Source organism: Enterobacter sp. RHBSTW-00175, from assembly GCF_013927005.1.
Taxonomy (GTDB): Bacteria; Pseudomonadota; Gammaproteobacteria; order Enterobacterales; family Enterobacteriaceae; genus Enterobacter.
The window spans coordinates 1,308,002-1,330,880 of the sequence record NZ_CP055930.1 but is presented as its reverse complement, the minus strand read 5'-3'; the positions used below and the strand labels follow the sequence as shown (position 1 = coordinate 1,330,880).

At 52.7% G+C, this 22,879-nt stretch carries 20 protein-coding genes; 10 read left to right on the top strand and 10 right to left on the bottom strand.

Going from position 1 to position 22,879, the window contains the following annotated elements; genetic code table 11:
- Positions 1–654 (top strand): 3,4-dihydroxy-2-butanone-4-phosphate synthase, encoded by a 654-nt coding sequence (gene ribB, locus HV107_RS06235; protein ID WP_182062491.1) that lies wholly within the window; start codon positions 1–3, stop codon positions 652–654.
- Between the two features lie 59 nt (positions 655–713).
- Here the strand turns inward: ribB and HV107_RS06230 are convergent, their stop codons facing one another.
- The 5 genes from HV107_RS06230 to zupT form a co-directional block, all read right to left on the bottom strand.
- The gene (locus HV107_RS06230) at positions 714–1,775 is read right to left on the bottom strand and encodes a pilus assembly protein (RefSeq protein ID WP_182063467.1); all 1,062 of its coding nucleotides are present in this window, start codon (positions 1,773–1,775) and stop codon (positions 714–716) included.
- A gap of 2 nt (positions 1,776–1,777) precedes the next feature.
- Positions 1,778–2,521: a molecular chaperone gene (locus HV107_RS06225; protein ID WP_409050251.1), complete on the bottom strand. Its 744-nt coding sequence runs from the start codon at positions 2,519–2,521 to the stop codon at positions 1,778–1,780.
- 6 nt (positions 2,522–2,527) lie between these two features.
- Positions 2,528–5,050: a fimbria/pilus outer membrane usher protein gene (locus tag HV107_RS06220; RefSeq protein ID WP_182062489.1), complete on the bottom strand. Its 2,523-nt coding sequence runs from the start codon at positions 5,048–5,050 to the stop codon at positions 2,528–2,530.
- Positions 5,051–5,130: 80 nt separating this feature from the next.
- Complete coding sequence (locus HV107_RS06215; RefSeq protein ID WP_182062488.1) at positions 5,131–5,706, bottom strand: fimbrial-like protein; 576 nt, start codon at positions 5,704–5,706, stop codon at positions 5,131–5,133.
- 423 nt (positions 5,707–6,129) lie between these two features.
- Positions 6,130–6,903, bottom strand: a complete 774-nt coding sequence (gene zupT, locus HV107_RS06210; RefSeq protein ID WP_182062487.1) for a zinc transporter ZupT — start codon at positions 6,901–6,903, stop codon at positions 6,130–6,132.
- Positions 6,904–7,099: 196 nt separating this feature from the next.
- On the opposite strand from zupT, the gene ygiD reads away from it, so the two are divergent.
- Positions 7,100–7,888: a 4,5-DOPA dioxygenase extradiol gene (gene ygiD / locus HV107_RS06205; RefSeq protein ID WP_182062486.1), complete on the top strand. Its 789-nt coding sequence runs from the start codon at positions 7,100–7,102 to the stop codon at positions 7,886–7,888.
- Between the two features lie 83 nt (positions 7,889–7,971).
- On the opposite strand, the gene HV107_RS06200 is transcribed toward ygiD, so the two are convergent.
- From HV107_RS06200 to tolC, 3 genes are all read right to left on the bottom strand, one after another.
- Positions 7,972–9,132 (bottom strand): glutathionylspermidine synthase family protein, encoded by a 1,161-nt coding sequence (locus HV107_RS06200; protein ID WP_182062485.1) that lies wholly within the window; start codon positions 9,130–9,132, stop codon positions 7,972–7,974.
- Between the two features lie 2 nt (positions 9,133–9,134).
- The gene (locus HV107_RS06195; protein ID WP_182062484.1) at positions 9,135–9,800 is read right to left on the bottom strand and encodes a DUF1190 family protein; all 666 of its coding nucleotides are present in this window, start codon (positions 9,798–9,800) and stop codon (positions 9,135–9,137) included.
- A gap of 211 nt (positions 9,801–10,011) precedes the next feature.
- Complete coding sequence (gene tolC / locus HV107_RS06190) at positions 10,012–11,490, bottom strand: outer membrane channel protein TolC (RefSeq protein ID WP_182062483.1); 1,479 nt, start codon at positions 11,488–11,490, stop codon at positions 10,012–10,014.
- 192 nt (positions 11,491–11,682) lie between these two features.
- On the opposite strand from tolC, the gene nudF reads away from it, so the two are divergent.
- The 5 genes from nudF to parE are packed head-to-tail and all read left to right on the top strand — an operon-like array spanning position 11,683 to position 16,091.
- Complete coding sequence (nudF, locus tag HV107_RS06185; RefSeq protein ID WP_014071785.1) at positions 11,683–12,315, top strand: ADP-ribose diphosphatase; 633 nt, start codon at positions 11,683–11,685, stop codon at positions 12,313–12,315.
- A complete protein-coding gene (locus HV107_RS06180; protein WP_003862516.1) occupies positions 12,312–12,734 on the top strand; it encodes a DUF1249 family protein in 423 nt (140 codons plus the stop codon). The genes nudF and HV107_RS06180 overlap by 4 nt, the downstream gene beginning before the upstream one ends.
- 27 nt (positions 12,735–12,761) lie before the next feature.
- Positions 12,762–13,589, top strand: a complete 828-nt coding sequence (gene cpdA, locus HV107_RS06175) for a 3',5'-cyclic-AMP phosphodiesterase (protein WP_182062482.1) — start codon at positions 12,762–12,764, stop codon at positions 13,587–13,589.
- Positions 13,589–14,170, top strand: a complete 582-nt coding sequence (gene yqiA, locus HV107_RS06170; RefSeq protein WP_182062481.1) for an esterase YqiA — start codon at positions 13,589–13,591, stop codon at positions 14,168–14,170. Before cpdA ends, yqiA begins: the two co-directional genes overlap by 1 nt.
- Before the next feature lie 28 nt (positions 14,171–14,198).
- Positions 14,199–16,091 carry a DNA topoisomerase IV subunit B gene (gene parE, locus HV107_RS06165; protein WP_182062480.1) on the top strand — a complete coding sequence of 631 codons (1,893 nt, stop codon included), beginning with the start codon at positions 14,199–14,201 and terminating at the stop codon, positions 16,089–16,091.
- An 84-nt stretch (positions 16,092–16,175) separates the two neighbouring features.
- Here the strand turns inward: parE and HV107_RS06160 are convergent, their stop codons facing one another.
- Positions 16,176–18,317, bottom strand: coding sequence for a TonB-dependent siderophore receptor (locus tag HV107_RS06160; RefSeq protein ID WP_182062479.1), 2,142 nt, complete (start codon positions 18,315–18,317; stop codon positions 16,176–16,178).
- A gap of 413 nt (positions 18,318–18,730) precedes the next feature.
- Positions 18,731–19,735, bottom strand: coding sequence for an IS110-like element IS4321 family transposase (locus HV107_RS06155; RefSeq protein WP_000427623.1), 1,005 nt, complete (start codon positions 19,733–19,735; stop codon positions 18,731–18,733).
- Positions 19,736–20,029: 294 nt separating this feature from the next.
- Between HV107_RS06155 and HV107_RS06150 the strand changes: the two genes are divergently transcribed.
- The 3 genes from HV107_RS06150 to HV107_RS06140 are packed head-to-tail and all read left to right on the top strand — an operon-like array spanning position 20,030 to position 22,871.
- Entirely contained in the window at positions 20,030–20,842 is an 813-nt protein-coding gene (locus HV107_RS06150) for an ABC transporter ATP-binding protein (protein ID WP_182062478.1), read from the top strand.
- Complete coding sequence (locus HV107_RS06145) at positions 20,839–21,822, top strand: iron ABC transporter permease (RefSeq protein ID WP_182062477.1); 984 nt, start codon at positions 20,839–20,841, stop codon at positions 21,820–21,822. Before HV107_RS06150 ends, HV107_RS06145 begins: the two co-directional genes overlap by 4 nt.
- Entirely contained in the window at positions 21,819–22,871 is a 1,053-nt protein-coding gene (locus HV107_RS06140) for an iron ABC transporter permease (RefSeq protein ID WP_182062476.1), read from the top strand. Before HV107_RS06145 ends, HV107_RS06140 begins: the two co-directional genes overlap by 4 nt.
- The last annotated feature ends 8 nt before the right edge of the window (positions 22,872–22,879 follow it).

Genomic DNA, 22,879 nt, shown 5'->3' with positions numbered 1-22,879 from the left:
ATGAATCAGACGCTACTTTCCTCTTTTGGCACTTCAACTCAACGTGTTGAACATGCACTGGATGCACTGCGCGAAGGCCGCGGTGTGATGGTGCTTGACGATGAAAACCGTGAAAACGAAGGCGACATGATTTTCGCCGCCGAAAACATGTCCGTTGAACAGATGGCGCTGACCATCCGTCACGGTAGCGGCATCGTTTGCCTGTGTATTACCGAAGACCGTCGTAAGCAGCTCGAGCTGCCGATGATGGTCGAAAACAACACCAGCGCTTTTGGTACCGGTTTTACCGTGACCATCGAAGCGGCGCATGGCGTGACCACTGGTGTGTCTGCGGCCGACCGCCTGACCACCGTTCGCGCAGCGATTGCCGATGGTGCGAAACCATCCGACCTGCATCGTCCGGGACACGTCTTCCCGCTGCGTGCTCAGGCCGGTGGCGTGCTGACCCGTGGCGGTCATACCGAAGCGACTATCGACCTGGTGACCCTGGCCGGTTTCAAACCAGCGGGTGTTCTGTGTGAACTGACCAACGATGACGGCACCATGGCGCGTGCGCCAGAGTGCATCACCTTTGCGCGTCTGCACAACATGCCGGTTGTAACGATTGAAGATCTGGTGGAATACCGCCAGGCGCATGAACGCAAAGCAAGCTGAAAAGTGCTGAAGTGAAAAAGCCGGGCAATGCCCGGCTTTTTTGTGTCTGGCAGGTGTGGCTACTGATAGTTAATTTTGACAATAATGTCTTTACTGAATGGCCCGAGAGCAATGGCTTCACCCGGTTTGCGGGTGAGCTCAGCGGTATAATCATGAGTCAGCGTGGTCACCGTATCGTCAGGGCGATAGGTTGCAAAAGGAAGATACTGATTGTACGTCACGTCGCCGTTTGTTTTATCAATGAGACGCATGAGTAAACCATTTCCCATGTCCAGGTGCGTTTCATCATAGAGTGTATCGGTGGTGTAAAAACTGGTCGTTACGTCAAATTGTTCTGAACAGCCCGCAGTGGCATCTTTAATTGTCGAGATGCTAAACGGTGACGTGAGCGCTTTGGCGTTTACGGCGCTCTCCGTAAACTGTCCAAAGTCCACAATCTGATTCTCCGGGTAGATTCGGATATCCACGCCGCAATCCAGAAAATGAATGTTTGAAAGCCCGGCAATGTCGTAATGCAGATTTTTTGCACCAGGCATGACATTTATTCCGCCAGCACCATCAAAGGTAAGTACTGTGACCGAAGGAAAAGTGAAGTCAAACTGTGCTTGTGGTACCGATTTTAATTTCACATAGAGGCGAAACCGTACGGTGAAAGTGACGTTTTTTTGTATTGTGGTACCGTTACATGCTGCAACCTTATACTCTCCAAAAAAGTCATCTTTTTTATCAAGACAGGCACCGGTATCAATTTTGATATCAGGGATGTCATAGTCAACACCGTTGTAGGTCACGCCAAACGCCAGATAAGGATTGTTAGTCATCAGACTATCGGTGTTATGAAAACTGTCCAGGATATAGGCATAAATGTTTTCACTCCAGGGATCCTGGTCGACCGGCTTAGCGTGATCGCGCGTAGCACTATCGCAATACACCGTTACCAGCAAATCGCCGCTTTCCCATATTTTTTGCCCGACAGGGGCGTTTGCGGGCACAGTGAAAGCCGGTAACGTCGTTGTCACCAGGCTTGCCCCCCCTTTTGAACTTTTGTAGCATTCCAGCGCCCATGCGGATGATGAGAACAGACAAAATAATGCGATTGCAGCGAAGCAGATTCTTTTCATCATTATCCCTTTTTCACCGGCTTGCTCTGGCAACTGGTCTGCACCGCATTACAGCTCACTTTAAACATTTCCAGTCCGCCGTAATCGCCGACATAGCCTATTTGAAATTCCGCAGGTAAATTCGACAGCGTCTGACTGGCCTGGCCGAAAGGTTCAACCATCACACTCTCTGCACCCGGCAAGAGTGTTTTTCCATTCAACCCGATATATCCCACGGTGATATGGTAGGGGCTGGTATTATTGAATTGCAGTCCATCAGTGGAACGGGATATGACCACTTTATCCAGTGGTACAAATTGCCCTTCTTTTAGCTCAATGGCTTTTGGTCGCCAGAACAGCTTCAGGCGGCTTTGCATCGCAATTTGCATCACGTTCTGCTGCCCTGATTTCGGTGGTATTTCCCGCATGTTGTAATAAAACAGGGACTCTCGATCGGCAGGAAGCTGGCTGAGTTTTTTCTGGGCCATCAGGCGAACCTGCGCTTGTTCGTCTGGCTCAATACGCAACAATGGCGGAATAGGGGAGATAAACTCGCGTGTTTTTTTGCCCTCTTTATCCTCTATCCACGACTGAGCCAGATAAGGATCGGTTTTACTCTGGTTTGTCAGTCTGACCGACACGCTTTTTGCTGAAGCGTTGAAAATGATGCGCGTTCTGTCGGGCGATACGGTGGCATGTGCAAAGCTGCACATGCCGAGGAAACAGATTATTCCCTTTGAGAAAATCGAGATGTTCATTTTATTCATCCTGAATTAATGCACTGTTTTACAAGGTAAAAATATAGCGTCACCGCTAAGGTTACTTTGGTTCGGTGGCGTGATTTCGCACACTTTGCCAGACCAGGTGAGACGTAACGCACTGTTTTCCTTAATTCCGCTGAGATAAGCGAACCCTTCTTCTGCGACCAGCCCGACCTCTTTACCCGAAATGCTGTCGACGATACTGACGCCCAGAGGCGGGAACTGACCATTTTCCTGTCGAATAATGCCGACAATCTGGTAGCCCGTGGTGGCATTAAGTTTGCTGTAACCAATGGCACCTTCTGTCAGCGTGGTTCGAATGATGGAGGTTTCAATGTCTACGCCATCAGGTAACGTGTTGCTGTTTACGCGCACCGTTGAGGTGGTGTAGTTGGTGAGTGAAGGGACAACGGCAATACCAAATGCGTTAGTCCGCGTACGCGAACTGTTGACCTCAATCCCTGCAACGCCATCGGCATCGATCATCATGCGGGCGTTATCGGCCGGGCTGTAATCATGCAGGGCAACGCCATGCCGTGTGGCGGTAAGTGAGCCATTCCAGCCAGCGCTTATTGAACGATATTGATTAGGCTGAACGCTTCCTGACAGGTTGAGGCGTCCGTAAGGGGAATAGTGCTGGTATCCACCGCGCAATGACGGTTCACCTTCGCGTAAATCGTCTTCGGTCGTAGAGGCGGATAGGTTCCACGTATTATTGCGATCGGAGGAGTCATAGTAAGAAGCCATATGAGACGCGCTGTCGCCGCCTGAGCGCTGGTAGCTGTACATAATGCTACGACTCTGTTCCAGCGGGAGTGTAAATGAGAAATAGACCTGATTTTCGTCACTGTCATCCCAGCGTACGCGGCTTAACGCCAGCGATGCGGATAGACCTCTAAAATTGCCGATATCGAAATTGCGGCTGATCGAAAAGGAGTAGTTCGTGTTGCTGCTGTTGTCCCAGTAGGTGTTACGGGTGACGTTGAGATACGTATTTAATGACAGAGAATCAAGGTACTGGTTGAAGGAGATTACATAGCTCTCTTTTTCGTTTGTCGTTGAGGTATCACCGTCCCGAGACGCGAGATATTCGCTCATTGAGACATACTCTTTATCCGAGAATCGATAACCCGCAAAGGTAATCTGGCTGCCGGTTGCCTCGAAGCGTTTAGCATAGTTTGCGCGATAGCTGTATCCACGCTGCTTTTCATTTTTTTCCTGATGCAGTGTGGCCTGGGCACCTGTCACATCAAAAGAGATCGAGCCGAGTGAATCAAGGTTAAAGCCGATACCGGTGGTCATAGCCTGATAATCATCCGCCGTCAGCATGGTGCCGCCATACAGTGAGACATTGCTCGACCAGCCCCAGGATAGTTCACCTGTCCAGAAAAGGGGATTATTAATGTCGTTATGGCCCGTGGCTGTGGGTTTACCGATGGATGTTTTATAACGCACCTGGCCTTTTCGGGTCAGGAAAGGGATTGAGGATGAGCCGACCTGGAAGGTGGTTTTACGCCCATCTTCCTCTTCGACTGCCACATCCAGTTGTCCCTGGTAAGTTTCACCCAGGTCAGAAATTGTGAAAGGACCCGGCGCGACAGTCGTTTGATAAAGAACGCGGCCAGACTGAGAGACAGTCACTTTGGCATTGGTCTGCGCGATGCCGGTAATTTGCGGTGCATAGCCTTGTAAATCAGGCGGCAGCATACTTTCGTCACTTTCCAGTGAAGCACCGGTAAAGTGGAAGGTATCAAAAATATCTGAGCTTAAATCATATTGTCCCAGTGTCATTTTTGATGAAAGCGAAGGGATTGGTCGGTAGAGATAGGTTCGCGCCAGACTGCTGTCGCTGCCCGTAGACTCACCGTTACGAAAGTTTTGGTTATATTGATAATCTGAACGTAGACGCCAGGCGCCGAGGTTAAACCCGAGCGTGCCGTAGGTGCTGATATTCTGGCTGTCGTCGCCCCCGTGCGGGTCGTACTGGCTGGCATAGAGATTATAATCGAGTAAAACACCCGCAATACCCTCGTCCCAGAATTCTGGCGGCGTCCAGTTTTGCGCCTGATATTTCATCCACGCCTGGGGAACGGTCACGGAAAGTACCATCGTCGCTTTATTAAGGGAAAAGCCCAGTTCCGGAACAGCCGAAAGGTCAAGGCAACGTCCGTTCTGTGGATAATGGAGTCGCGAAATGAAATCTGTGCTCAGTCCGAAAGCAGATAATTGCCCGGCGTTAACACAAATTTGTGAACCGCTTTCGTTTTCCGTTGCGATCCATTCCATTGTTGTGGATTGAGGTAACGTGTTTTTATTGACCTGAATACGGACGAGATAGCTACCCGGTGTGATATGGCCTTTTTTCCCAAACTGGGAAATATCAATATTACTTCGGTCTTCAACATCAATCATATCCGTGTTGAATTCAACCGCAGATACTGGCAAGACGAATAATGCTGAGTAAAGTGTTGCACTCAGCGAATGCTTTATAAAAGCAGAGAGGCGAGATAGTTGAGGCGCTGAGTGTTTTAGCATAAATCCGTTTCGCTGATTAAAGAGATAATTAAAAAGCCGATGAGTCCATCATCGGCTAGTAATTCAGGCGTTAAACTGAACTACTTATAGTCGAGAACGTAGTTCGCCTGGGCCTGAACGTTACCTGGGGTAGCCGTTTTGCCTGTTACAGGCTCCATGCGGGCTTTAAAGTTCAGTTCCTGATAAGAGTTAACAGATGGGAATGACACTGGAATCGCAGTACCCAGCGTCACTTTATTACTGCCGCTATCCAGCAGACGAATACCTACGCCGGTCGCACCGCCGATGTTGCCATCCAGGGTGTTTTTCATCAGGCTGGTGTCAGTGCTATCGGTGCTGGCAGAGGTAAATGTCACCTTCACTTTATCGATAGTGGTTGGCGTTTGCCCGCTGTTGTCGGAAAGAATACAGTCTTGCAGGTGGATATTTACGTCAACCGGCAGCGAGTTTTTACCGCTGTTCAGCACGCTATCCGCGACTTCGCCTAATTCAATGGTCTGGTTTTCATCACCAGGGGTGATAGAGCAAGGTGCACTGATGACTTCACCGGTGAAAGTGATCTTCCCTGAGCCCTGGTTATCTGCTGCCACAGCAGTAAAGGACAGGCCAGAAAGCAGTGCAGTTGTCGCAACTGCCAGGATAGTCTTGTTAAGCATGAAGATATAATCCTTTATCTAAGATTGGACATCGCAATAAATTTAATGAATTAATATTGCAACACTTTTATTGCATTAAAACGGGTGAAATATATCAGCCACAATATAGGTGTTCTCGTGAGTATTTCTTAATGAGGGATTTAGGGTTTATTAATAGATTGCTTGAGGTTATGAGTGGGATGGATGCTGTATATCAAAAGCTGAGATGCTTAGTTAAACAGTGATTAACATCTATCTTTTGACGTTTATTTAATACGCGAAGCGGTATTTATTTTACAGGGAATAGTTATAAGTAATATTTCTTAATTGATTTCTATGGCGGTCAAAAAGTATGACGTCGGACTTTATATTATTAATACTGATAGTTGGTATTCACTTACACTTCATAAAATTGCGCTCCCTCAATAAAGGGAGCGCAACCTTTCAGCCAATACCTGCCGTTTGTAACAATACCAGGCTAAGCCCCATTACAGACATACCGCACAGCACACCGTAGCTGGGGTTGTTGTCAGGATCGATCTCTTTCGCCAGTGGCATCAGCTCATCCACAGAAAGAGCAACCATTATTCCCGCGACCGCTGCCATAATGGCTGCCATCACAACGGGTGAAACCAGGCTGCCAAGAATCAACCATGCAAGCACACCGCCCAGGATTTCAGCCATCCCGGAAATGCCCGCCCAGAAGACAGCGGTACGTTTTGAACCCGTAGCAGCATAAACCGGCCCGGCAACGGCCAGTCCTTCAGGAATATTGTGCAACGCCACGGCAAGGGCGATGCCAAAACCCATCTCCAGGTTATTACTGGCGGTCACGTAGGTGGCGACACCCTCCGGGAAGTTATGCAGACTGATACCCAGTGTCAGCAAAACTGCGGTGCGCTTAATATTGTGCGGCAACGTTGCCACGTTTTTTTGCATGAGATCCTGCGGATGCGCGTGAGGCAACATGCGGTCGAGCGCAAAGTAACCCAGCAGACCAAACACAAACATGCCATAGCCCAGGACCGGAGACATGCCTTCTGTGCCAAGCGCAGCAGGGAGCATCTCCATCAGAGAGATAAGCAGCATGATCCCGGCGGCAAAACCCAGTGAGAACGCCAGCACGCGGTTAGACGGTTTCTGACCAAGCACGCCTAAAATCGCACCGATAAAGGTCGCGGCACCTGCAAGTATTGTCAGGATCAAAGGGACTGACATGCACTGCTCCTTATGATAATGATTATCATTAATATTAATGATTCATTGATGGCAAAGCGAGAGCGGAGACTCTGCTTTACACATTCCTTACATTCAAATTTCCTGATGATGATCTTCACGCTTATCTGCGTTCATCTTTGCCAGATTACGCGTAATGTAGAACCATCAAATTGACACCTTCTGTAAGGATATCACCATGACTTCTTCTCGTATGCCAGCACTGTTTTTAGGCCACGGCAGCCCAATGAACGTTCTGGAAGATAACGTCTATACCCGCGCCTGGCGTCATCTGGGAGAGACGTTGCCACGCCCGAAAGCAATTGTGGTGGTTTCCGCGCACTGGTTTACCCGCGGTACAGGCGTAACGGCGATGGAAGCGCCAAAAACCATCCATGATTTTGGTGGATTCCCGCAGGCGCTCTATGACACGCATTATCCGGCACCTGGCTCGCCTGCGCTGGCACAACAGCTGGTGGAGCTGCTGGCACCCGTCCCGGTTGCACTGGATAAAGAAGCCTGGGGCTTTGACCACGGCTCCTGGGGTGTGCTCATCAAAATGTATCCTGATGCGGATATCCCTATGGTGCAACTGAGTATCGACAGTACCAAACCTGCGGCCTGGCATCTGGAAATTGGCCGTAAGCTGGCCTCACTGCGTGATGAAGGCATTATGCTGGTGGCGAGCGGCAACGTGGTGCATAACCTGCGCACGGCACGCTGGCACGGAGAGAATACGCCGTACCCGTGGGCAACCTCATTCAACGATTTTGTAAAAGCTAACCTGACGTGGCAAGGCCCGGTTGAACAGCACCCTCTGGTGAACTATCTGGAACACGAGGGTGGTTCACTCTCTAACCCAACGGCGGATCACTTCCTGCCGCTGCTGTATGTATTAGGTGCGTGGGATGGCCAGGAGCCGATTACGATCCCGGTTGATGGGATTGAGATGGGGAGTTTGAGTATGTTGTCGGTGCAGATTGGGTAAAAAACATGCCGGGTGGCGGCTTCGCCTTACCCGGCCTACATGTCGCGCGTAGACCCGGTAAGCGTAGCGCCACCGGGCAAGCTTTATTCGACGAAGATGTGCGGATAGAACCGTGACAGATCCTGAGTGATCAGCGCGCGATCTTCGCGGATGCCGATCCCGGCTGGCTGATCGTTAATGAGCCAGCTACCAATCAGCGTATAGCTGTCGCCAAACTTCGGCAGTTGATAAAATTCCTGGACGATCATCCCTTCTTCGCCGTAAGGCCCTTCAACCGCTTCCAGCGTTTTGCCGTTTTCGATGATGGATACGTTCGCCCCTTCACGAGAGAAGATGGGCTTCACGACGTATTTATCCATCGGCGGGAAATCATCTTCAGCAAAGTAAGCGGGCAGCAGATTAGGGTGATTCGGGAACATCTCCCACAGCATTGGCAGCAGCGCCTTGTTAGAAATAATGCTCTTCCAGGCAGGCTCCAGCCAGCGTACGCCAGCATCTTCCAGCTTGGTCGAGAACATCTCGCGCAGCATATATTCCCAGGGATAGAGCTTGAACAGGTTACTGATTACCTGATCCTGCATATCCGTGAACTGACCCTTTTCACCCAGGCCAATGTCTTCAATATAAAGGAATTCGGTAGCGACTTCGGCTTCGGCCGCACAGTCCTGTAAATACTGCACTGTGCCACGATCTTCTTCTGTATCGCGACAGCAGGCGAGGTGCAGCAGGTTGAAGCCATGCTGTTCACGCAATTCGCCAAAGCGCTCAATCAGCTTTTCCTGAAGGCTGTTGAACTGGTCGCTGCCTTCCGGCAGGTTTCCGGCATTCACCTGGTCTTCAAGCCAAATCCACTGGAAGAATGCAGCTTCATACAGAGAAGTTGGCGTGTCGGCGTTGTTTTCTAACAGCTTAGGTTCACCCACGCCGTCCCATGCCAGGTCGAGGCGCGAGTAGAGCGATGGCTGGCTGGTTTTCCATGACTGGCGAACGAAGCTCCAGGTGTGTTTTGGAATGCGGAATTTAGCCATCAGTTCGTCGCTATCGATGACTTTATCAACCACTTTCAGGCACATCTGGTGCAGCTCAGCGGTCACATCTTCCAGTTTCTCTACCTGGGCGAGGGTGAGCTTGTAATAAGCGTCTTCACACCAGTACGGCTCGCCGTACATGGTGTGGAAATTAAAGCCGTATTCAGTCGCTTTTTCGCGCCAGTCAGGGCGCTCGGTAATACTGACTCGTTCCATGATCAGCCGCCCATTGAGCGGGTAGAAGAACCCGTTGCGCTACGCTGCATGGAAGTTTGTTTTGCAACAGACTCACCAAAGCCGCCACGGGTAATGGTACTGGTGGTCGCTGGTTTTGGCGCCATCGCGGTTTTCGGCACGGTCATTGTGCGGCCGGGTTGCGCTGCACCGTAACCTTTACCGCTGGCATCGGTGTACTGACCGTACGCCGGGCTTGCCGGGTTTTTTGAGCTAAACAGCGGCTGCTGCTGGTAGCCTGCACCGCCGCCCATCAGACGACCCATCATGTAACCGGCCATCAGTGGCATCCAGAAACTGCCGCTGGATTGTGCCTGCGCCTGGTTTTCAGGTGCCGTGCCCGCCTGAGCTGGAGCTTGCTGGCACTGGCCTTCGCCAAATTCAGCAACGCAGTCAGCACGAGAGGCATATTTCGGTGCGGTACGCTCTGCTTCTTTCAGCGCCGTGTTGTACGCAGTAGTACATTCTGCGGCTTTGCCGGTGGCGGCTGAACAGTCATCCGCGTTCTGATACAGCGATACCGTTTCGTCGGTTTTCTCACAGCCCGCCAGCATAAAGACGGCAGTGATCGCCAGCGCGACAGGAGTGAGATGGCGCGCGTTCCAGCTTTTGCGGAACGATGCGTGATTAATCGATTTTGTCCGTTTCATTTTTGTCTTCCAGGACCCAGTGGTAGAACGAAGTAAATAAGGCTCAGGATAGAGGATGAGTGGTTGAAAATGAAGCTAAGGGGGGTGGAAACAGGGAGATCTTTACGTTGACTTACGTTTGGATGTGATTTTGCGCCGGGTGTCACTTCGCTTACCCGGCCCGCGGTGAAGCAGGTTCAATAAGCGAAGTGACAGCGGGCAATACTAATACTTAATTACGGAACGGATTGGTGCTCTTGCTGGCAGGCGTGGTTGAACGCGTAGCCGCAGGTTGTGCTGCAGGGGTATTGCTGTCGGCGTTAAAATTATCAACGGCGGCAACCTGCTGCGGATTTTCAGGCGCAACGCTATCTGGCGATGTAGAAACCGGCTTGCCGAGTGCTGCGTTCAGCGCTTGCAGATCCTGCTCATTCAACGTACCCAGTGCTGATTTGATGTTCAGCTGGTTAATCAGGTAAGTGTAACGTGCGCTGGAGAGCTGTTGTTTCGCGTTATACAGCGTGGTCGTTGCGTCTAACACGTCAACGATGGTGCGCGTACCAACGGAATAGCCTGCTTCCATTGCATCCAGTGAGCTCTGGGCAGAAATAACGGCCTGTTTATAGGCGTTGATGCTGCTGATGGAGGCGTTCACGTTGTTGAAGGAAGAACGCACGGTTTGCACCACGTTGCGGTGTGCACTTTCCAGTTGCTCGCTCGCACCCACAAAGTTGTACTGCGCCTGTTTCACCTGGGAGTTCACCATTCCGCCCTGATACAGCGGCAGGGAGAAGCTCAGGCCCACTTTGTTTTGACCCTGATTGCTGTCGTCATACTGGGCAGAGTTGGTTTTAGAGCCGCTGTAGGTGGTATCAGACACGCCAGTAGAAGCGCTTAAGCTCAGGGTTGGCAGATGACCATCCTGTGCCTGACGAATCTGTTCACGCGCCAGATCCTGGCTCAGACGTGCCTGCAGCAAGGCCAGGTTACGGTTTTCTGCTTCTTTCAGCAGCGCATTTACCGTCTGTGGTTTGTCCGTTTTGAAATGGTCCACGTTTAGCGAGGCCAGTTCAGGGTAGTAGTTACCGGTGACCTGACGCAGTGATTCAAGCGCATTATCGAGGTTGTTACGCGCGGTCACTTCGTTTGCCAGTACGCTGTCGTATTGTGAACGGGCGTTCTGCACGTCGGTAATTGCAACCAGACCCACGTTGAAACGCTGGGTGGTTTGGTCCAACTGACGATAAATCGCCTGTTTCTGCGCTTCAGTGTAGGAGAGCGAGTCGATGGCGCTCAGCACGTTGAAGTAAGCGGTGGCGGTATTCAGGATCAGCGTCTGCTGATCGGTCTGATAGGTCACATCCTGGATACCGGCGCTCTTCTCTTGCAGCGTCAGGGCGCGCCATTTGGACATATCAAACAGCGTCTGGGTCAGCTGCAGCGATGCGCTGGTGGCGTTAGAGTTAACGCCGTTAGCATCGCGAAAACCGTTGCTATAGGTATAATCTGCACCTAAGCCCAACTGCGGCAGCAGCGGACTACGTGCTTCGTTAATTTTTTCAAACGCAGCATCACGATCGGCGGCTGATTTACGTAAATCAGGGTTGCCCAGACGTGCCTGCTGGTAGACCTGTAACAGGTTTTCCGCCTGACTCATTGCACTGAAGCCCGTCAGGCTCAGGCCGATAAGGATGGGGAGCAATTTCTTCATTTGCATTCCTTGTTGTGAAGCAGTATTAGCGCTGATCTAATTAAAAATAATTGCCGATTCTAACAGAATCTTCCACACCAAAAGGTTGGCGTTACGTGCCATCCGGCTGTAATTTGCACCAATCTATCATATAGCCTTATATACAGCCTTGAAATTAATGATTTCAACACTATTGCTACAAAGGTATGACTCATGCAAAAACCAGATAAGTTGCCAGTGACATTCGCCAAAAACGATGTAGAAATTATTGCACGAGAAACGCTATATAGCGGTTTTTTTTCGATGGATCTTTACCGTTTCCGGCATCGCCTGTTTAACGGGCAGATGAGCGGCGAGATCAGACGTGAAATTTTTGAGCGCGGTCATGCGGCAGTCTTGCTACCCTTTGACCCAGTGCGTGACGAAGTGGTACTGATTGAGCAGATCCGAATCGCGGCGTATGACGTTAGCCCAAGTCCATGGTTGCTGGAGATGGTCGCCGGGATGATAGAAGAGGGCGAGACGGTCGAAGATGTCGCCCGCCGCGAAGCGCAGGAAGAAGCAGGGCTGGTGGTTGGCCGCACCAAACCGGTGCTCAGCTATCTGGCAAGCCCTGGCGGCACAAGTGAACGCTTATCCATTATGGTGGGCGAAGTGGACGCCACGACGGCGGAAGGGATCCACGGTCTGGCAGATGAAAACGAAGATATTCGGGTTCATGTGGTGAGTCGGGAGCAGGCTTACCAGTGGGTTGAAGAGGGGAAAATCGACAACGCAGCGTCTGTCATCGCCCTGCAATGGCTGCAACTGCATTATCAGACATTACGAAACGAGTGGAAAAAATGAAGCGTTATACACCTGACTTCCCAGAAATGATGCGCTTGTGCGAAACCAATTTTGCACAATTGCGCCGCCTGTTGCCGCGAAACGACGCACCCGGCGAAACGGTGAGCTATCAGGTGAGCAACGCGCAGTATCGGTTAACGATCACAGAATCAACGCGCTACACTACGCTTGTGGAAATCGAGCAAACGGCACCCAGTATTAGCTACTGGAGCTTGCCGTCAATGACAGTACGCCTGTATCACGACGCGATGGTCGCTGAAGTGTGTTCAAGCCAGCAGATCTTTCGCTTCAAGGCACGGTATGATTATCCGAATAAAAAGTTGCATCAACGCGACGAAAAGCATCAAATTAACCAGTTTTTAGCTGACTGGCTAAGATATTGTTTAGCACATGGAGCAATGGCGATTCCGGTTTGTTAGCGTCATAAACCTACCTAAGGACACCATTTGGAAAGCCTGTTGAACCTGACTGTTGCTGGTGGGGCGCCAGTCAGGATATTACAAATCACCGATACTCACCTGTTTGCCGAAAAGCATGAGACTCTGCTGGGAGTGAACACCTGGGAGAGTTATCAGGCAGTACTTGGCGCGATTCACGCTGAAAACCGTCCTTGCGATTTAATCGTCGCGACGGGCGATCTCGCGCAGGATCAATCCTCCGCGGCCTATCAGCATTTTGCTGAGGGTATCGCGAGCTTTAACGTGCCTTGCGTCTGGTTGCCGGGCAACCATGACTTCCAGCCCGCCATGTACAGCGCGCTTCAGGAGGCAGGCATCTCTCCGGCCAAGACCGTCATCGTGGGCGACCAGTGGCAAATCCTGCTGCTCGACAGCCAGGTATTTGGCGTGCCGCACGGTGAGCTGAGCGAGTTTCAGCTTGACTGGCTGGAGACAAAACTCGCCGCCGAGCCGGAACGCCATACGCTGTTGTTGCTCCATCATCATCCGTTACCGGCTGGCTGTAGCTGGCTTGATCAGCACAGCTTACGCAACTCTGCGGCGCTGGACCGTGTTCTGGTCAAATTCCCACGGGTGAAAAATCTGCTTTGCGGACACATTCATCAGGAACAGGATCTCGACTGGAACGGCCGCCGGATGCTGGCAACGCCGTCTACCTGCGTGCAGTTTAAACCGCATTGTGCCAACTTTACCCTGGATACCATTGCCCCAGGCTGGCGCTGGCTGGAACTCCACGCTGATGGTGTGCTGACCACTGAAGTGTGCCGTTTGTCAGGGTTAAAATTCCGTCCAGATACCGCTTCAGAAGGCTATTGATGTCTACCCTCCTTTACCTGCATGGGTTTAACAGTTCGCCGCGATCCGCGAAAGCGACACAATTCCGCGCGTGGCTGAGCGAACATCATCCGTATGTTGAGATGATTATCCCGCAGCTGCCACCATACCCGGCTGACGCCGCAGAAATGCTGGAATCTATCGTGCTGGAGCACGGCGGGGAATCCCTGGGAGTCGTCGGCTCCTCGCTGGGCGGTTATTACGCCACCTGGCTATCGCAATGCTTCATGCTGCCAGCGGTAGTGGTCAACCCGGCGGTGCGGCCATATGAGCTGTTACGGGACTTTCTTGGTCAAAACGAGAACCCCTACACCGGACAGCAATATGTGCTAGAGTCTCGCCATATTTACGATCTCAAAGTTATGCAGGTAGACCCGCTTGATGCGCCCGATCTTATCTGGCTGCTGCAACAAACGGGGGATGAAGTGCTGGATTACCGCCAGGCAGTGGCGTATTACGCATCCTGCCGCCAGACTATAGAAGAGGGCGGAAACCATGCTTTCACGGACTTTGAGAATCATTTCACCCAGATTGTCGATTTTCTTGGACTGCACAGCCTCTGACAATCAATGCGAATTGCTAGTTTAAATCATGACGCAAACCTATAACGCTGATGCCATTGAGGTACTCACCGGGCTTGAGCCGGTTCGCCGCCGCCCGGGGATGTACACCGATACGACGCGCCCAAACCACCTGGGCCAGGAAGTTATTGATAACAGTGTGGACGAAGCGCTGGCAGGTCATGCCAAACGCGTAGACGTGATCCTGCACGCCGATCAGTCGCTGGAAGTGATTGATGATGGTCGTGGGATGCCGGTCGATATTCACCCGGAAGAGGGTGTACCTGCTGTTGAGCTGATCCTCTGTCGTCTGCACGCGGGCGGTAAGTTCTCTAACAAGAACTACCAGTTCTCGGGCGGCCTGCACGGCGTGGGGATCTCCGTGGTTAACGCCCTGTCCCGACGCGTAGAAGTCAATGTGAAGCGCGATGGCCAGGTGTATAACATCGCGTTTGAAAACGGCGAAAAAGTGCAAGAGCTCCAGGTTGTAGGGACATGCGGTAAACGCACGACCGGCACCAGTGTTCATTTCTGGCCAGACGAAAGCTTCTTCGACAGCCCACGTTTTTCCGTTTCTCGCCTGACGCACCTGCTGAAAGCCAAAGCAGTGCTCTGCCCGGGCGTGGAAATCACCTTTAAAGATCACGTTAACAACACCGAACAAACCTGGTGCTACGCCGATGGTCTGAACGACTATCTGTGCGAAGCAGTAAACGGCCTGCCGACGCTGCCGGAAAAACCGTTTGTCGGTAATTTTAACGGTGACACCGAAGCAGTGGATTGGGCGCTGCTGTGGCTGCCAGAAGGCGGCGAGTTGCTGACGGAAAGCTACGTCAACCTGATCCCAACCATGCTTGGCGGTACGCACGTAAACGGCCTGCGCCAGGGCTTGCTGGACGCGATGCGCGAGTTCTGCGAATACCGCAATATTCTGCCGCGCGGCGTGAAGCTGTCGGCGGAAGATATCTGGGATCGCTGCGCGTACGTTCTGTCCGTGAAGATGCAAGACCCGCAGTTTGCCGGTCAGACCAAAGAGCGTCTGTCATCGCGCCAGTGCGCGGCCTTCGTTTCTGGCGTGGTCAAAGATGCCTTTACTCTGTGGCTGAACCAGAACGTTCAGGCGGCAGAAATGCTGGCTGAAATGGCGATTTCCAGCGCGCAGCGTCGTCTGCGTGCGGCGAAGAAAGTGGTGCGTAAAAAGCTGACCAGCGGCCCTGCGCTGCCGGGCAAACTGGCAGACTGCACCGCACAGGATCTCAACCGTACCGAACTGTTCCTTGTTGAAGGGGACTCGGCAGGTGGATCCGCCAAACAGGCGCGCGATCGTGAATATCAGGCGATCATGCCGCTCAAGGGTAAGATCCTGAATACCTGGGAAGTCTCTTCTGATGAAGTGCTGGCGTCCCAGGAAGTTCACGATATCTCTGTGGCGATTGGCATCGATCCTGACAGCGACGATCTGAGCCAGCTGCGCTACGGTAAAGTGTGTATCCTCGCGGATGCGGACTCCGATGGTCTGCACATTGCCACGCTGCTCTGTGCGCTGTTTGTGAAGCATTTCAGAACGCTGGTGAAAAACGGTCACGTCCACGTGGCGCTGCCGCCGCTGTACCGTATCGACCTCGGCAAAGAGGTGTATTACGCGCTGACGGAAGAAGAGAAAGCGGGCGTGCTTGAACAGCTTAAGCGCAAGAAGGGCAAACCAAACGTTCAGCGCTTTAAAGGGCTGGGCGAAATGAACCCGATGCAGCTGCGTGAAACCACGCTGGATCCGAACACGCGCCGCCTGGTGCAATTGACGATCAGCGATGAAGACGAACAGCAAACCAACGCCATGATGGATATGCTGCTGGCCAAGAAACGTTCGGAAGACCGACGCAACTGGTTGCAGGAAAAAGGCGATCTGGCAGATATTGAGGGGTGATGCTCCTCATCCTGACCCTCTCCCGGTGGGAGAGGGTATTGGATCGTAGGCCCGGTAAGCGATAGCGCCCCGGGCTTTTTTACATCAAAACTCCATCTTCACCGTAAACTGCACTTCGCGTGGATCGCCAATCTGGTTGCCCAGGTTATTGGTGGCGATTGAAGAGGTGTAGTAGGTTTTATCAAACAGGTTCTTCACGTTCACCTGCAACGTCACCGGGTATTGCAGCTTCATCTTATACGCCGCAAACGCATCCGCAACGACGTAACCTGGCAGATAGTAATCCGCACCGTTGGTAGCTGAACGACGGCTCACGCCGTGCCCGCCGCCGCCAAGCGTCAGGGTATTCCCGCCGATCACGTTATGAATGTCGTAGGTCAGGAACAGGGAGCCAGTGTGACGTGGCACGTTTGGCAGCGGTTTACCCGCGTAATCAGGATCTTCCAGCACTTTGGCATCGGTATAACCGTAGCTGGCGATGATGTTGGTGTTCTCGGTGAGCGATCCGGCGAGATCCACTTCCACGCCCTGCGAGCGCACGCGGCCTGCGGTTTTGGCGATGGTTTCATCCCCCACGCTTTCGGTATACAGCACATTGCGCTTATGAATATCAAACAGCGCGATATTGGCGGTAATGCCGTTGAACAGGTCAAACTTTGCACCCACTTCGTAAGCATTTGACGTCTCTGGTGGCAGGTCGCCGATATAGCTCGCAATAGAGGATTGCGGCATAAACGTCTGCGAATAGTTAGCAAACAGCGACACGTTTGGCGTCAGCTTGTAGACCAGGCCCAGCTTCGGCGTCCACTGATCGTCACGGCTGTCGGTGTTAACGTTAAACGGACGGCCTTTACCCGCATACTGGGTGTAGTACTGGTAACGCATCCCGGCGACGGCGATCCATTTATCGGTCAGATACAACGCGTCCTGCGCATAGGCGGAGTAGCTCTCCTGCTTGATCGTCTGGTCACTATCGGACGCAGAAACGGTTGTACATTTACCGGTATTGCCGTAGGTCGGGTTATAGATGTTGAAATCTTTCACGTTCTTACAGCGGATCATATCCGTGCGCAGCAGATCGTAATTCTCATAGGAGATGCCGGTCAGGATCTCGTTGTAGAAGCCGGCGATATCTACATTTCCCTGCAAATCGGCACGGGTGGTGTGCATTCGCTGCGTCGAGCCTTGCGTTGCATCCACACGGCGGGTCAGGTTGCCGGTGGCAGAGTCATAGGCCATCACGCGCGCCTGGTTGTCGCTGTATTTATCCTGGCTGTAGCTATAGTCGAACTTCGCGGTCCACTGGCTGTTCAGGCGGTATTCCGCGTTGAGCTGCGCCAGGTCGGATTGCCCGTCGGTGATGTTAAACGGCTCATCAAAGCGGGTTTTTCGGTCAACCTTTACCGCCTGTTTGGTATTGAGATCGAAGATCGTTCCACGATCGAACGGTGTCTTATAGTCGCGATGGGAGTAGAGCACCGTGACGGTGGCATCATCGCCAAACCAGGTCAGCGATGGGGCGATAAAGGTGCTGCGTTCTGTGCCGAAGTTACGCCAGTAATCTTCGTCCTGATATTCACCCGTCAGGCGCCAGGCAAGGCGCGTCCCTTCAATCGGGCCAGTAACATCGAATTGCCCGGTCCCGCCGCCAAAGCTGGAAGAGGTGGCTGAAATTGAACCGCCAAACGTCGTTTCCGGGCGTTTGGTGACCACGTTAATCAGGCCGCCAGGATCGAGAATGCCGTACAGGGTCGACGCCGGGCCTTTCAGCACTTCCACACGCTCGGTTGACGCGTTAAAGCTGCGCGGCAGTACGGTGCGCAGGCCGTTAGTCATGATTGAGCCATCGCGATTAGCGCCAAAGCCCCGGCGTACAAACGCATCCTGGGTGCCGCCCAGGGTGTTGGTCTGCACAACGTTGCTGACGTTATACAGCGCTTCGTCGAGCGTGGTAGCGTGCTGATCTTCAAGCACCTTATCGCTGACGGTATTCACCACCTGCGGGATGTCCAGCATTGGCATGTTGGTCAGTGTAGCGGTGGAGGTGTTCAGCGGCTGATAGCCGTTTGTGGCATCGGTGGTTGCATTTGGATCGGCGGTAACAGTCAGCGTTTCGCCATCTTTAGCCGTTGTGGTATCTGCGGCCTGCACCAGCGGTGTGATGAATAACAGTGAAAAGAGCGCGCGCCCTTTTACCCCAGAGAGAGAAGGTGTGAACTTAGCCATTACATCTGTTTTCCCGAAATATCCCGCGCATGAATGTTCGCGGAAGAATGTGTGATTCATTGCCCTTAACGGTCTGTCCGTTCGCCATGTCAGGCATCGAACATGTAATTGAGAATCATTCAATCATGCGGGAATGTAGTAGTAAATGGAAAACAGAATCTATGGTCACTCCCGTTTTTGCAACACCGATTTTGACGACAAGTTGGCTTGCTTGAATCTATCCGGCGTCTGAATGGGATTTTATTCCCGCGCCTTGATGAGTTCCGCGCCTGATGAACCTCCAGAAAATATACGGCTTCAATGAGCCTTTCCGTTTTACAGGTTCCTCAACAGGCCGGTGGGCCGTTAGTATCATCAATATCAGTATTCGCAAAACCAGATCAGTAATTCTTTAAACCGGTGTATTTCTGCCGTTATGCTACATAAGTTTGCTGTCGTGCCGTTAGGGCCCAGGCTATTCTGGCCAGCTTGTTTGCCAGAGCACAAGTGACGACAAAGTTGCTTTTCCGGCACAGTAAATCCCTGACCCAATCGGCCAATTTGCCAGACTGGTGTTCCAGTTTTTGTATGAATACCCTGGCACATTGAACCAACAAAGTTCGGATCTTTTTATTACCTCGCTTACTAATTCCCAGCAATGTCGTCCTACCTCCCGTGCTGTACTGCCGAGGTACAAGCCCTGTTGCCGCCGCAAAGTCACGGCTGCTGGCGTACTGCTTCCCGTCGCCAATCTCAGTTGAAATAGTACTCGCTGTCAGTGTTCCGACGCAGGGAATGCTCAGCAAGCGCTGTCCAACCTCATCTTCGTCCAACTTTCGTTTCAACTGGGATTCCAAATCTTTAATCTGCTCAACAAGATAGTGATAATGCTGTTGTAATTTCAGCAATAACTGGCTGAGGTAAAGAGGCAAACTATTATCCTCAAGAATGGTACTCAGTCGGCTAATAACGGCAGCTCCTCGGGGAACGCTAATGCCAAATTCCAGCAGAAAAGCATGCATTTGATTGGTTGTTTTTACCTTATCCTGAACCAGGGATTCACGGACACGATGCAGAGCCCGCATTGCCTGCTGAGATTCCGTTCTGGGCTGCACAAAACGCATAGACGGACGCGATGCAGCTTCACAAATAGCTTCGGCGTCGACAAAGTCGTTTTTATTGCTTTTAACGAACGGGCGGACAAATTGTGGTGATATCAGCTTTGGGGAATGCCCCAACTCTTCCAACTTGCGTGCCATAAAGTGAGAACCGCCACAGGCTTCCATTGCGATGGTTGTAGCGGGGCATGTCGCCAAAAATTCGATCAACTTTGGCCGGGTAAATTTTTTACGGTAAACAGCCTTCCCGCGACGATCCTGGCAATGAATATGGAAAGAGTTTTTACCCAGATCGATACCAATGAGCGCAATGTTTTCCATGATAGTTCTCCGAATGAAAGCCTGTCCTCAGCATAGTACCGGGAAGGAGGGAGTGACCATCTCATTAAAAATCGACTACAAAAGAAAAACACCCGTACATGACCGGTTATTCCTTTTTTAACAATCTGAAAATAAAAGGATTAATAAAGATGTTGTTAGCGTAGTAGTCCATCATTATCCCTGGGTTTTTCAGGGTATTTATTCGCTTGACTACTACATGGCGCAGCGGCAAACTCCCAAAAGAGAATGAGTTTTATTTTTATTTGTTTGTCATTTTATTAAGTTGGCGTTCACGTGGCTCATAACACGAAAAAGCAGGGGTTGGTGCTTGAAAACCTCTCTGCTGGCTATCAGAAAAAAATCATCGTTGATGATATTTCCCTGGCGATCCCTCAGCAGAAAATGACTGTCCTGATTGGGGCGAACGGCTGCGGAAAATCCACCCTGCTCAGTACCATTGCGCGCCTGCTTCAGCCGCTTGGCGGTAGCGCATTTCTGGACGGGAAGGCAATTCATGAACAACCCACCAAAGCGGTTGCCCGCAGCCTGGGCATTCTTCCGCAATCGCCAATACTGCCGGAAGGGTTAACCGTGTTTGAGCTGGTTTCACGCGGGCGCTTTCCCTGGCAAAACTTTATGCGCCAGTGGAGCGACGAAGACGAGCACGCCGTTGAAGAAGCCCTGCGTCTGACCGGCACCACGGAATTTGCTCACCTGCCAGTAGAAAGCCTTTCCGGTGGCCAGCGTCAGCGCTGCTGGATAGCCATGGCGCTGGCGCAGCAAACGCCATATATCCTGCTGGATGAGCCGACGACGTATCTCGACCTTCGCTATCAGGTTGAGATACTCGAACTACTTCACACGCTGACCCGCCATCACGGACGTACCGTTGTGGTGGTGCTCCATGATCTCAATTTTGCCGTTAACTATGGCGATTCGCTGGTCTTTCTGCGGCAGGGAAAAGTGCAGGGCGTGCTTCATGAAGGCGATACCTGTACGCCTGAACTGATCAAAGCGGTTTTTGATGTCGACGTGCATATGTCGGTGAACCCATTGACCGGAAAGCCGTTCTTTATGCCTTTTCGTCAGGGAACCGCAAAACCATGATGCGCACATCTCTGGCTTTCATCCTTTTTGCGCTGCTGCTGGTGGCGGGTGGCATTGCCCATCTGGGGATCGGCGCGCGTTTTATTGCCCCGCAAACGGTGGTGCAGGCGCTCCTTCATTTCGATCCGCGCAATTTCGACCATAACGTCATCGTTAAGCTGCGGTTGCTGCGCTTGTTCGCCGCGCTGACCACCGGCGCGGCGCTTGGCGTGGCGGGTGTGTTGCTGCAATCCGTTATCCGCAACCCGCTGGGTGAACCGCATATTCTGGGGTTGAATGCCGGGGCAGCACTGGCGGTGGTGTTAACCAGTGCTCTGGGGCTTAGCCTGCCGTTTGGTCGCCCGCTGATTGCTGCGACCGGTGCCGGGGCGCTGTTTCTGCTGGTGCTGATGTTCTCATCCGCCGGGCGCACCGGGTTAACCCCGATGAAGGTGACCCTGTGCGGCGTGGCGTTGTCGGCATTCGCGTCGTCTATTACCGCCGCCGTGCTGATCCTGGATGAACAGACGCTGCTCGCCATGCGTACCTGGCTGGCGGGGGATTTGGCTGGATTAAACGGCGAGATAGTTCGCACGGCATCCTGGGTAGCTGGTGCAGGTTTCGCGCTGGCGCTGTGGCTGTCGCCATCGCTGAATATGCTGGCGCTGGGCGACCGTATGGCACAGGGATTAGGCGTTGCGCTGCTGAAAACCCGCCTGTTTGCACTGCTGGCGATTGCGCTGCTGTGTGGTGCTGCCGTTTCCATTGCCGGGCCCATCGGGTTTATTGGCCTGGTGGTACCGCAGTTGATCCGCCGTCTGGTGTCAGTAGATATTCGCGTGATGGTGCCGCTTTCTGCCCTGTGCGGTGCGCTGGTGTTACTGATTGCCGATCTGGCCGCCCGCACGCTATTCACCCCTTATGAGCTGGCCACCGGCGTTATGACGGCGCTGGTTGGCGCACCGGTCTTTATCGTTATGGCATCGAGGATGTTCAAATGAAGCGGGCGGTTTTGCGAGCCGGTCTGCGGCCGTTACGCATCGGCGCATATTCAGCGCTCGTGCGTCCGCGCGCGCTGGCGTGCCTGGCGCTGTTCCTGTTAATAACGGTGCTGTTGCTCAGTTTTGGCCTGACGCACGGCTCACTGCCTATTCCCACTTCCGCTATCGGTCGTGCGCTGTTTTACCCTGAAAGCCTGCCTGCGGATGCGCGTTACATCGTGATGGATATTCGTCTGCCACGCCTGCTGATGGCCGTACTGTGTGGCGCCATGCTGGGGATGGCGGGGGCGGCAATGCAGTCCATTACCCGTAATGGACTGGCCGACCCGGGGCTTATCGGCGTGAAAGAGGGCTGTAGCGCGACGGTGTTGCTGCTGATTTTTCAGTTCCCGGCGCTGAGCCTGTTCTGGCGTCCGGCAGTGGGTATGGTCGGCGGGCTGCTGACGGCATTACTGGTGGTGGCTCTGGCGCGTGATATTTCGCGGCCACGTTTTATTCTGACCGGTATTGGCGTCTCCTGGGCTTTTGCGGCGGCAATGGGCGTCTTTATGACCACGGCTGACGTGCGTGATGTCCAGACCGCGATGCTGTGGCTGGCGGGGAGTCTGCATACGGCAAACTGGGCGTTAGTGAGCGTGGCGGCAGGGTGGGCTGTGCCTGCATGTGCCTTACTGCTCTTTACCGCCCGTGCGGCCGACGTGGCCCTGCTCGGCAATCAGGCCGCCACCGGGCTGGGCGTTCGTACGTCACGGCTGGCGCTGCTGCGCCTTCTCGCCCCTGTAGTGCTGACTGCTGCCTGTGTCTCCTGCGTGGGCAGTATCGGGTTTGTCGGATTAATTGCCCCGCATATGGCGCGCGCCTTGTTACGTGGCGGGCAAACCGCATTGTTGTTGGGGAGTGCCGTGCTGGGCGCACTGCTGGTGCTGATGGCAGATAACGTCGGTCGTCTGGCGTTTTTACCGCTGCAACTCCCCGCAGGCATTGTGATTTCTTTAATTGGCGGGCCGTTTTTCCTGCTGCTGCTCTGGCAGCGTCGGGACAGATTTTAGGGGATAAA

Excerpts from the sequence above, each read along its gene's own strand:
- ribB (WP_182062491.1), top strand. The coding sequence starts at position 1 with ATGAATCAGACGCTACTTTCCTCTTTTGGCACTTCAACTCAACGTGTT.
- HV107_RS06230 (WP_182063467.1), bottom strand. The coding sequence starts at position 1,775 with ATGAAAAGAATCTGCTTCGCTGCAATCGCATTATTTTGTCTGTTCTCA.
- HV107_RS06225 (WP_409050251.1), bottom strand. The coding sequence starts at position 2,521 with ATGAATAAAATGAACATCTCGATTTTCTCAAAGGGAATAATCTGTTTC.
- HV107_RS06220 (WP_182062489.1), bottom strand. The coding sequence starts at position 5,050 with ATGCTAAAACACTCAGCGCCTCAACTATCTCGCCTCTCTGCTTTTATA.
- HV107_RS06215 (WP_182062488.1), bottom strand. The coding sequence starts at position 5,706 with ATGCTTAACAAGACTATCCTGGCAGTTGCGACAACTGCACTGCTTTCT.
- zupT (WP_182062487.1), bottom strand. The coding sequence starts at position 6,903 with ATGTCAGTCCCTTTGATCCTGACAATACTTGCAGGTGCCGCGACCTTT.
- ygiD (WP_182062486.1), top strand. The coding sequence starts at position 7,100 with ATGACTTCTTCTCGTATGCCAGCACTGTTTTTAGGCCACGGCAGCCCA.
- HV107_RS06200 (WP_182062485.1), bottom strand. The coding sequence starts at position 9,132 with ATGGAACGAGTCAGTATTACCGAGCGCCCTGACTGGCGCGAAAAAGCG.
- HV107_RS06195 (WP_182062484.1), bottom strand. The coding sequence starts at position 9,800 with ATGAAACGGACAAAATCGATTAATCACGCATCGTTCCGCAAAAGCTGG.
- tolC (WP_182062483.1), bottom strand. The coding sequence starts at position 11,490 with ATGAAGAAATTGCTCCCCATCCTTATCGGCCTGAGCCTGACGGGCTTC.
- nudF (WP_014071785.1), top strand. The coding sequence starts at position 11,683 with ATGCAAAAACCAGATAAGTTGCCAGTGACATTCGCCAAAAACGATGTA.
- HV107_RS06180 (WP_003862516.1), top strand. The coding sequence starts at position 12,312 with ATGAAGCGTTATACACCTGACTTCCCAGAAATGATGCGCTTGTGCGAA.
- yqiA (WP_182062481.1), top strand. The coding sequence starts at position 13,589 with ATGTCTACCCTCCTTTACCTGCATGGGTTTAACAGTTCGCCGCGATCC.
- parE (WP_182062480.1), top strand. The coding sequence starts at position 14,199 with ATGACGCAAACCTATAACGCTGATGCCATTGAGGTACTCACCGGGCTT.
- HV107_RS06160 (WP_182062479.1), bottom strand. The coding sequence starts at position 18,317 with ATGGCTAAGTTCACACCTTCTCTCTCTGGGGTAAAAGGGCGCGCGCTC.
- HV107_RS06155 (WP_000427623.1), bottom strand. The coding sequence starts at position 19,735 with ATGGAAAACATTGCGCTCATTGGTATCGATCTGGGTAAAAACTCTTTC.
- HV107_RS06145 (WP_182062477.1), top strand. The coding sequence starts at position 20,839 with ATGATGCGCACATCTCTGGCTTTCATCCTTTTTGCGCTGCTGCTGGTG.
- HV107_RS06140 (WP_182062476.1), top strand. The coding sequence starts at position 21,819 with ATGAAGCGGGCGGTTTTGCGAGCCGGTCTGCGGCCGTTACGCATCGGC.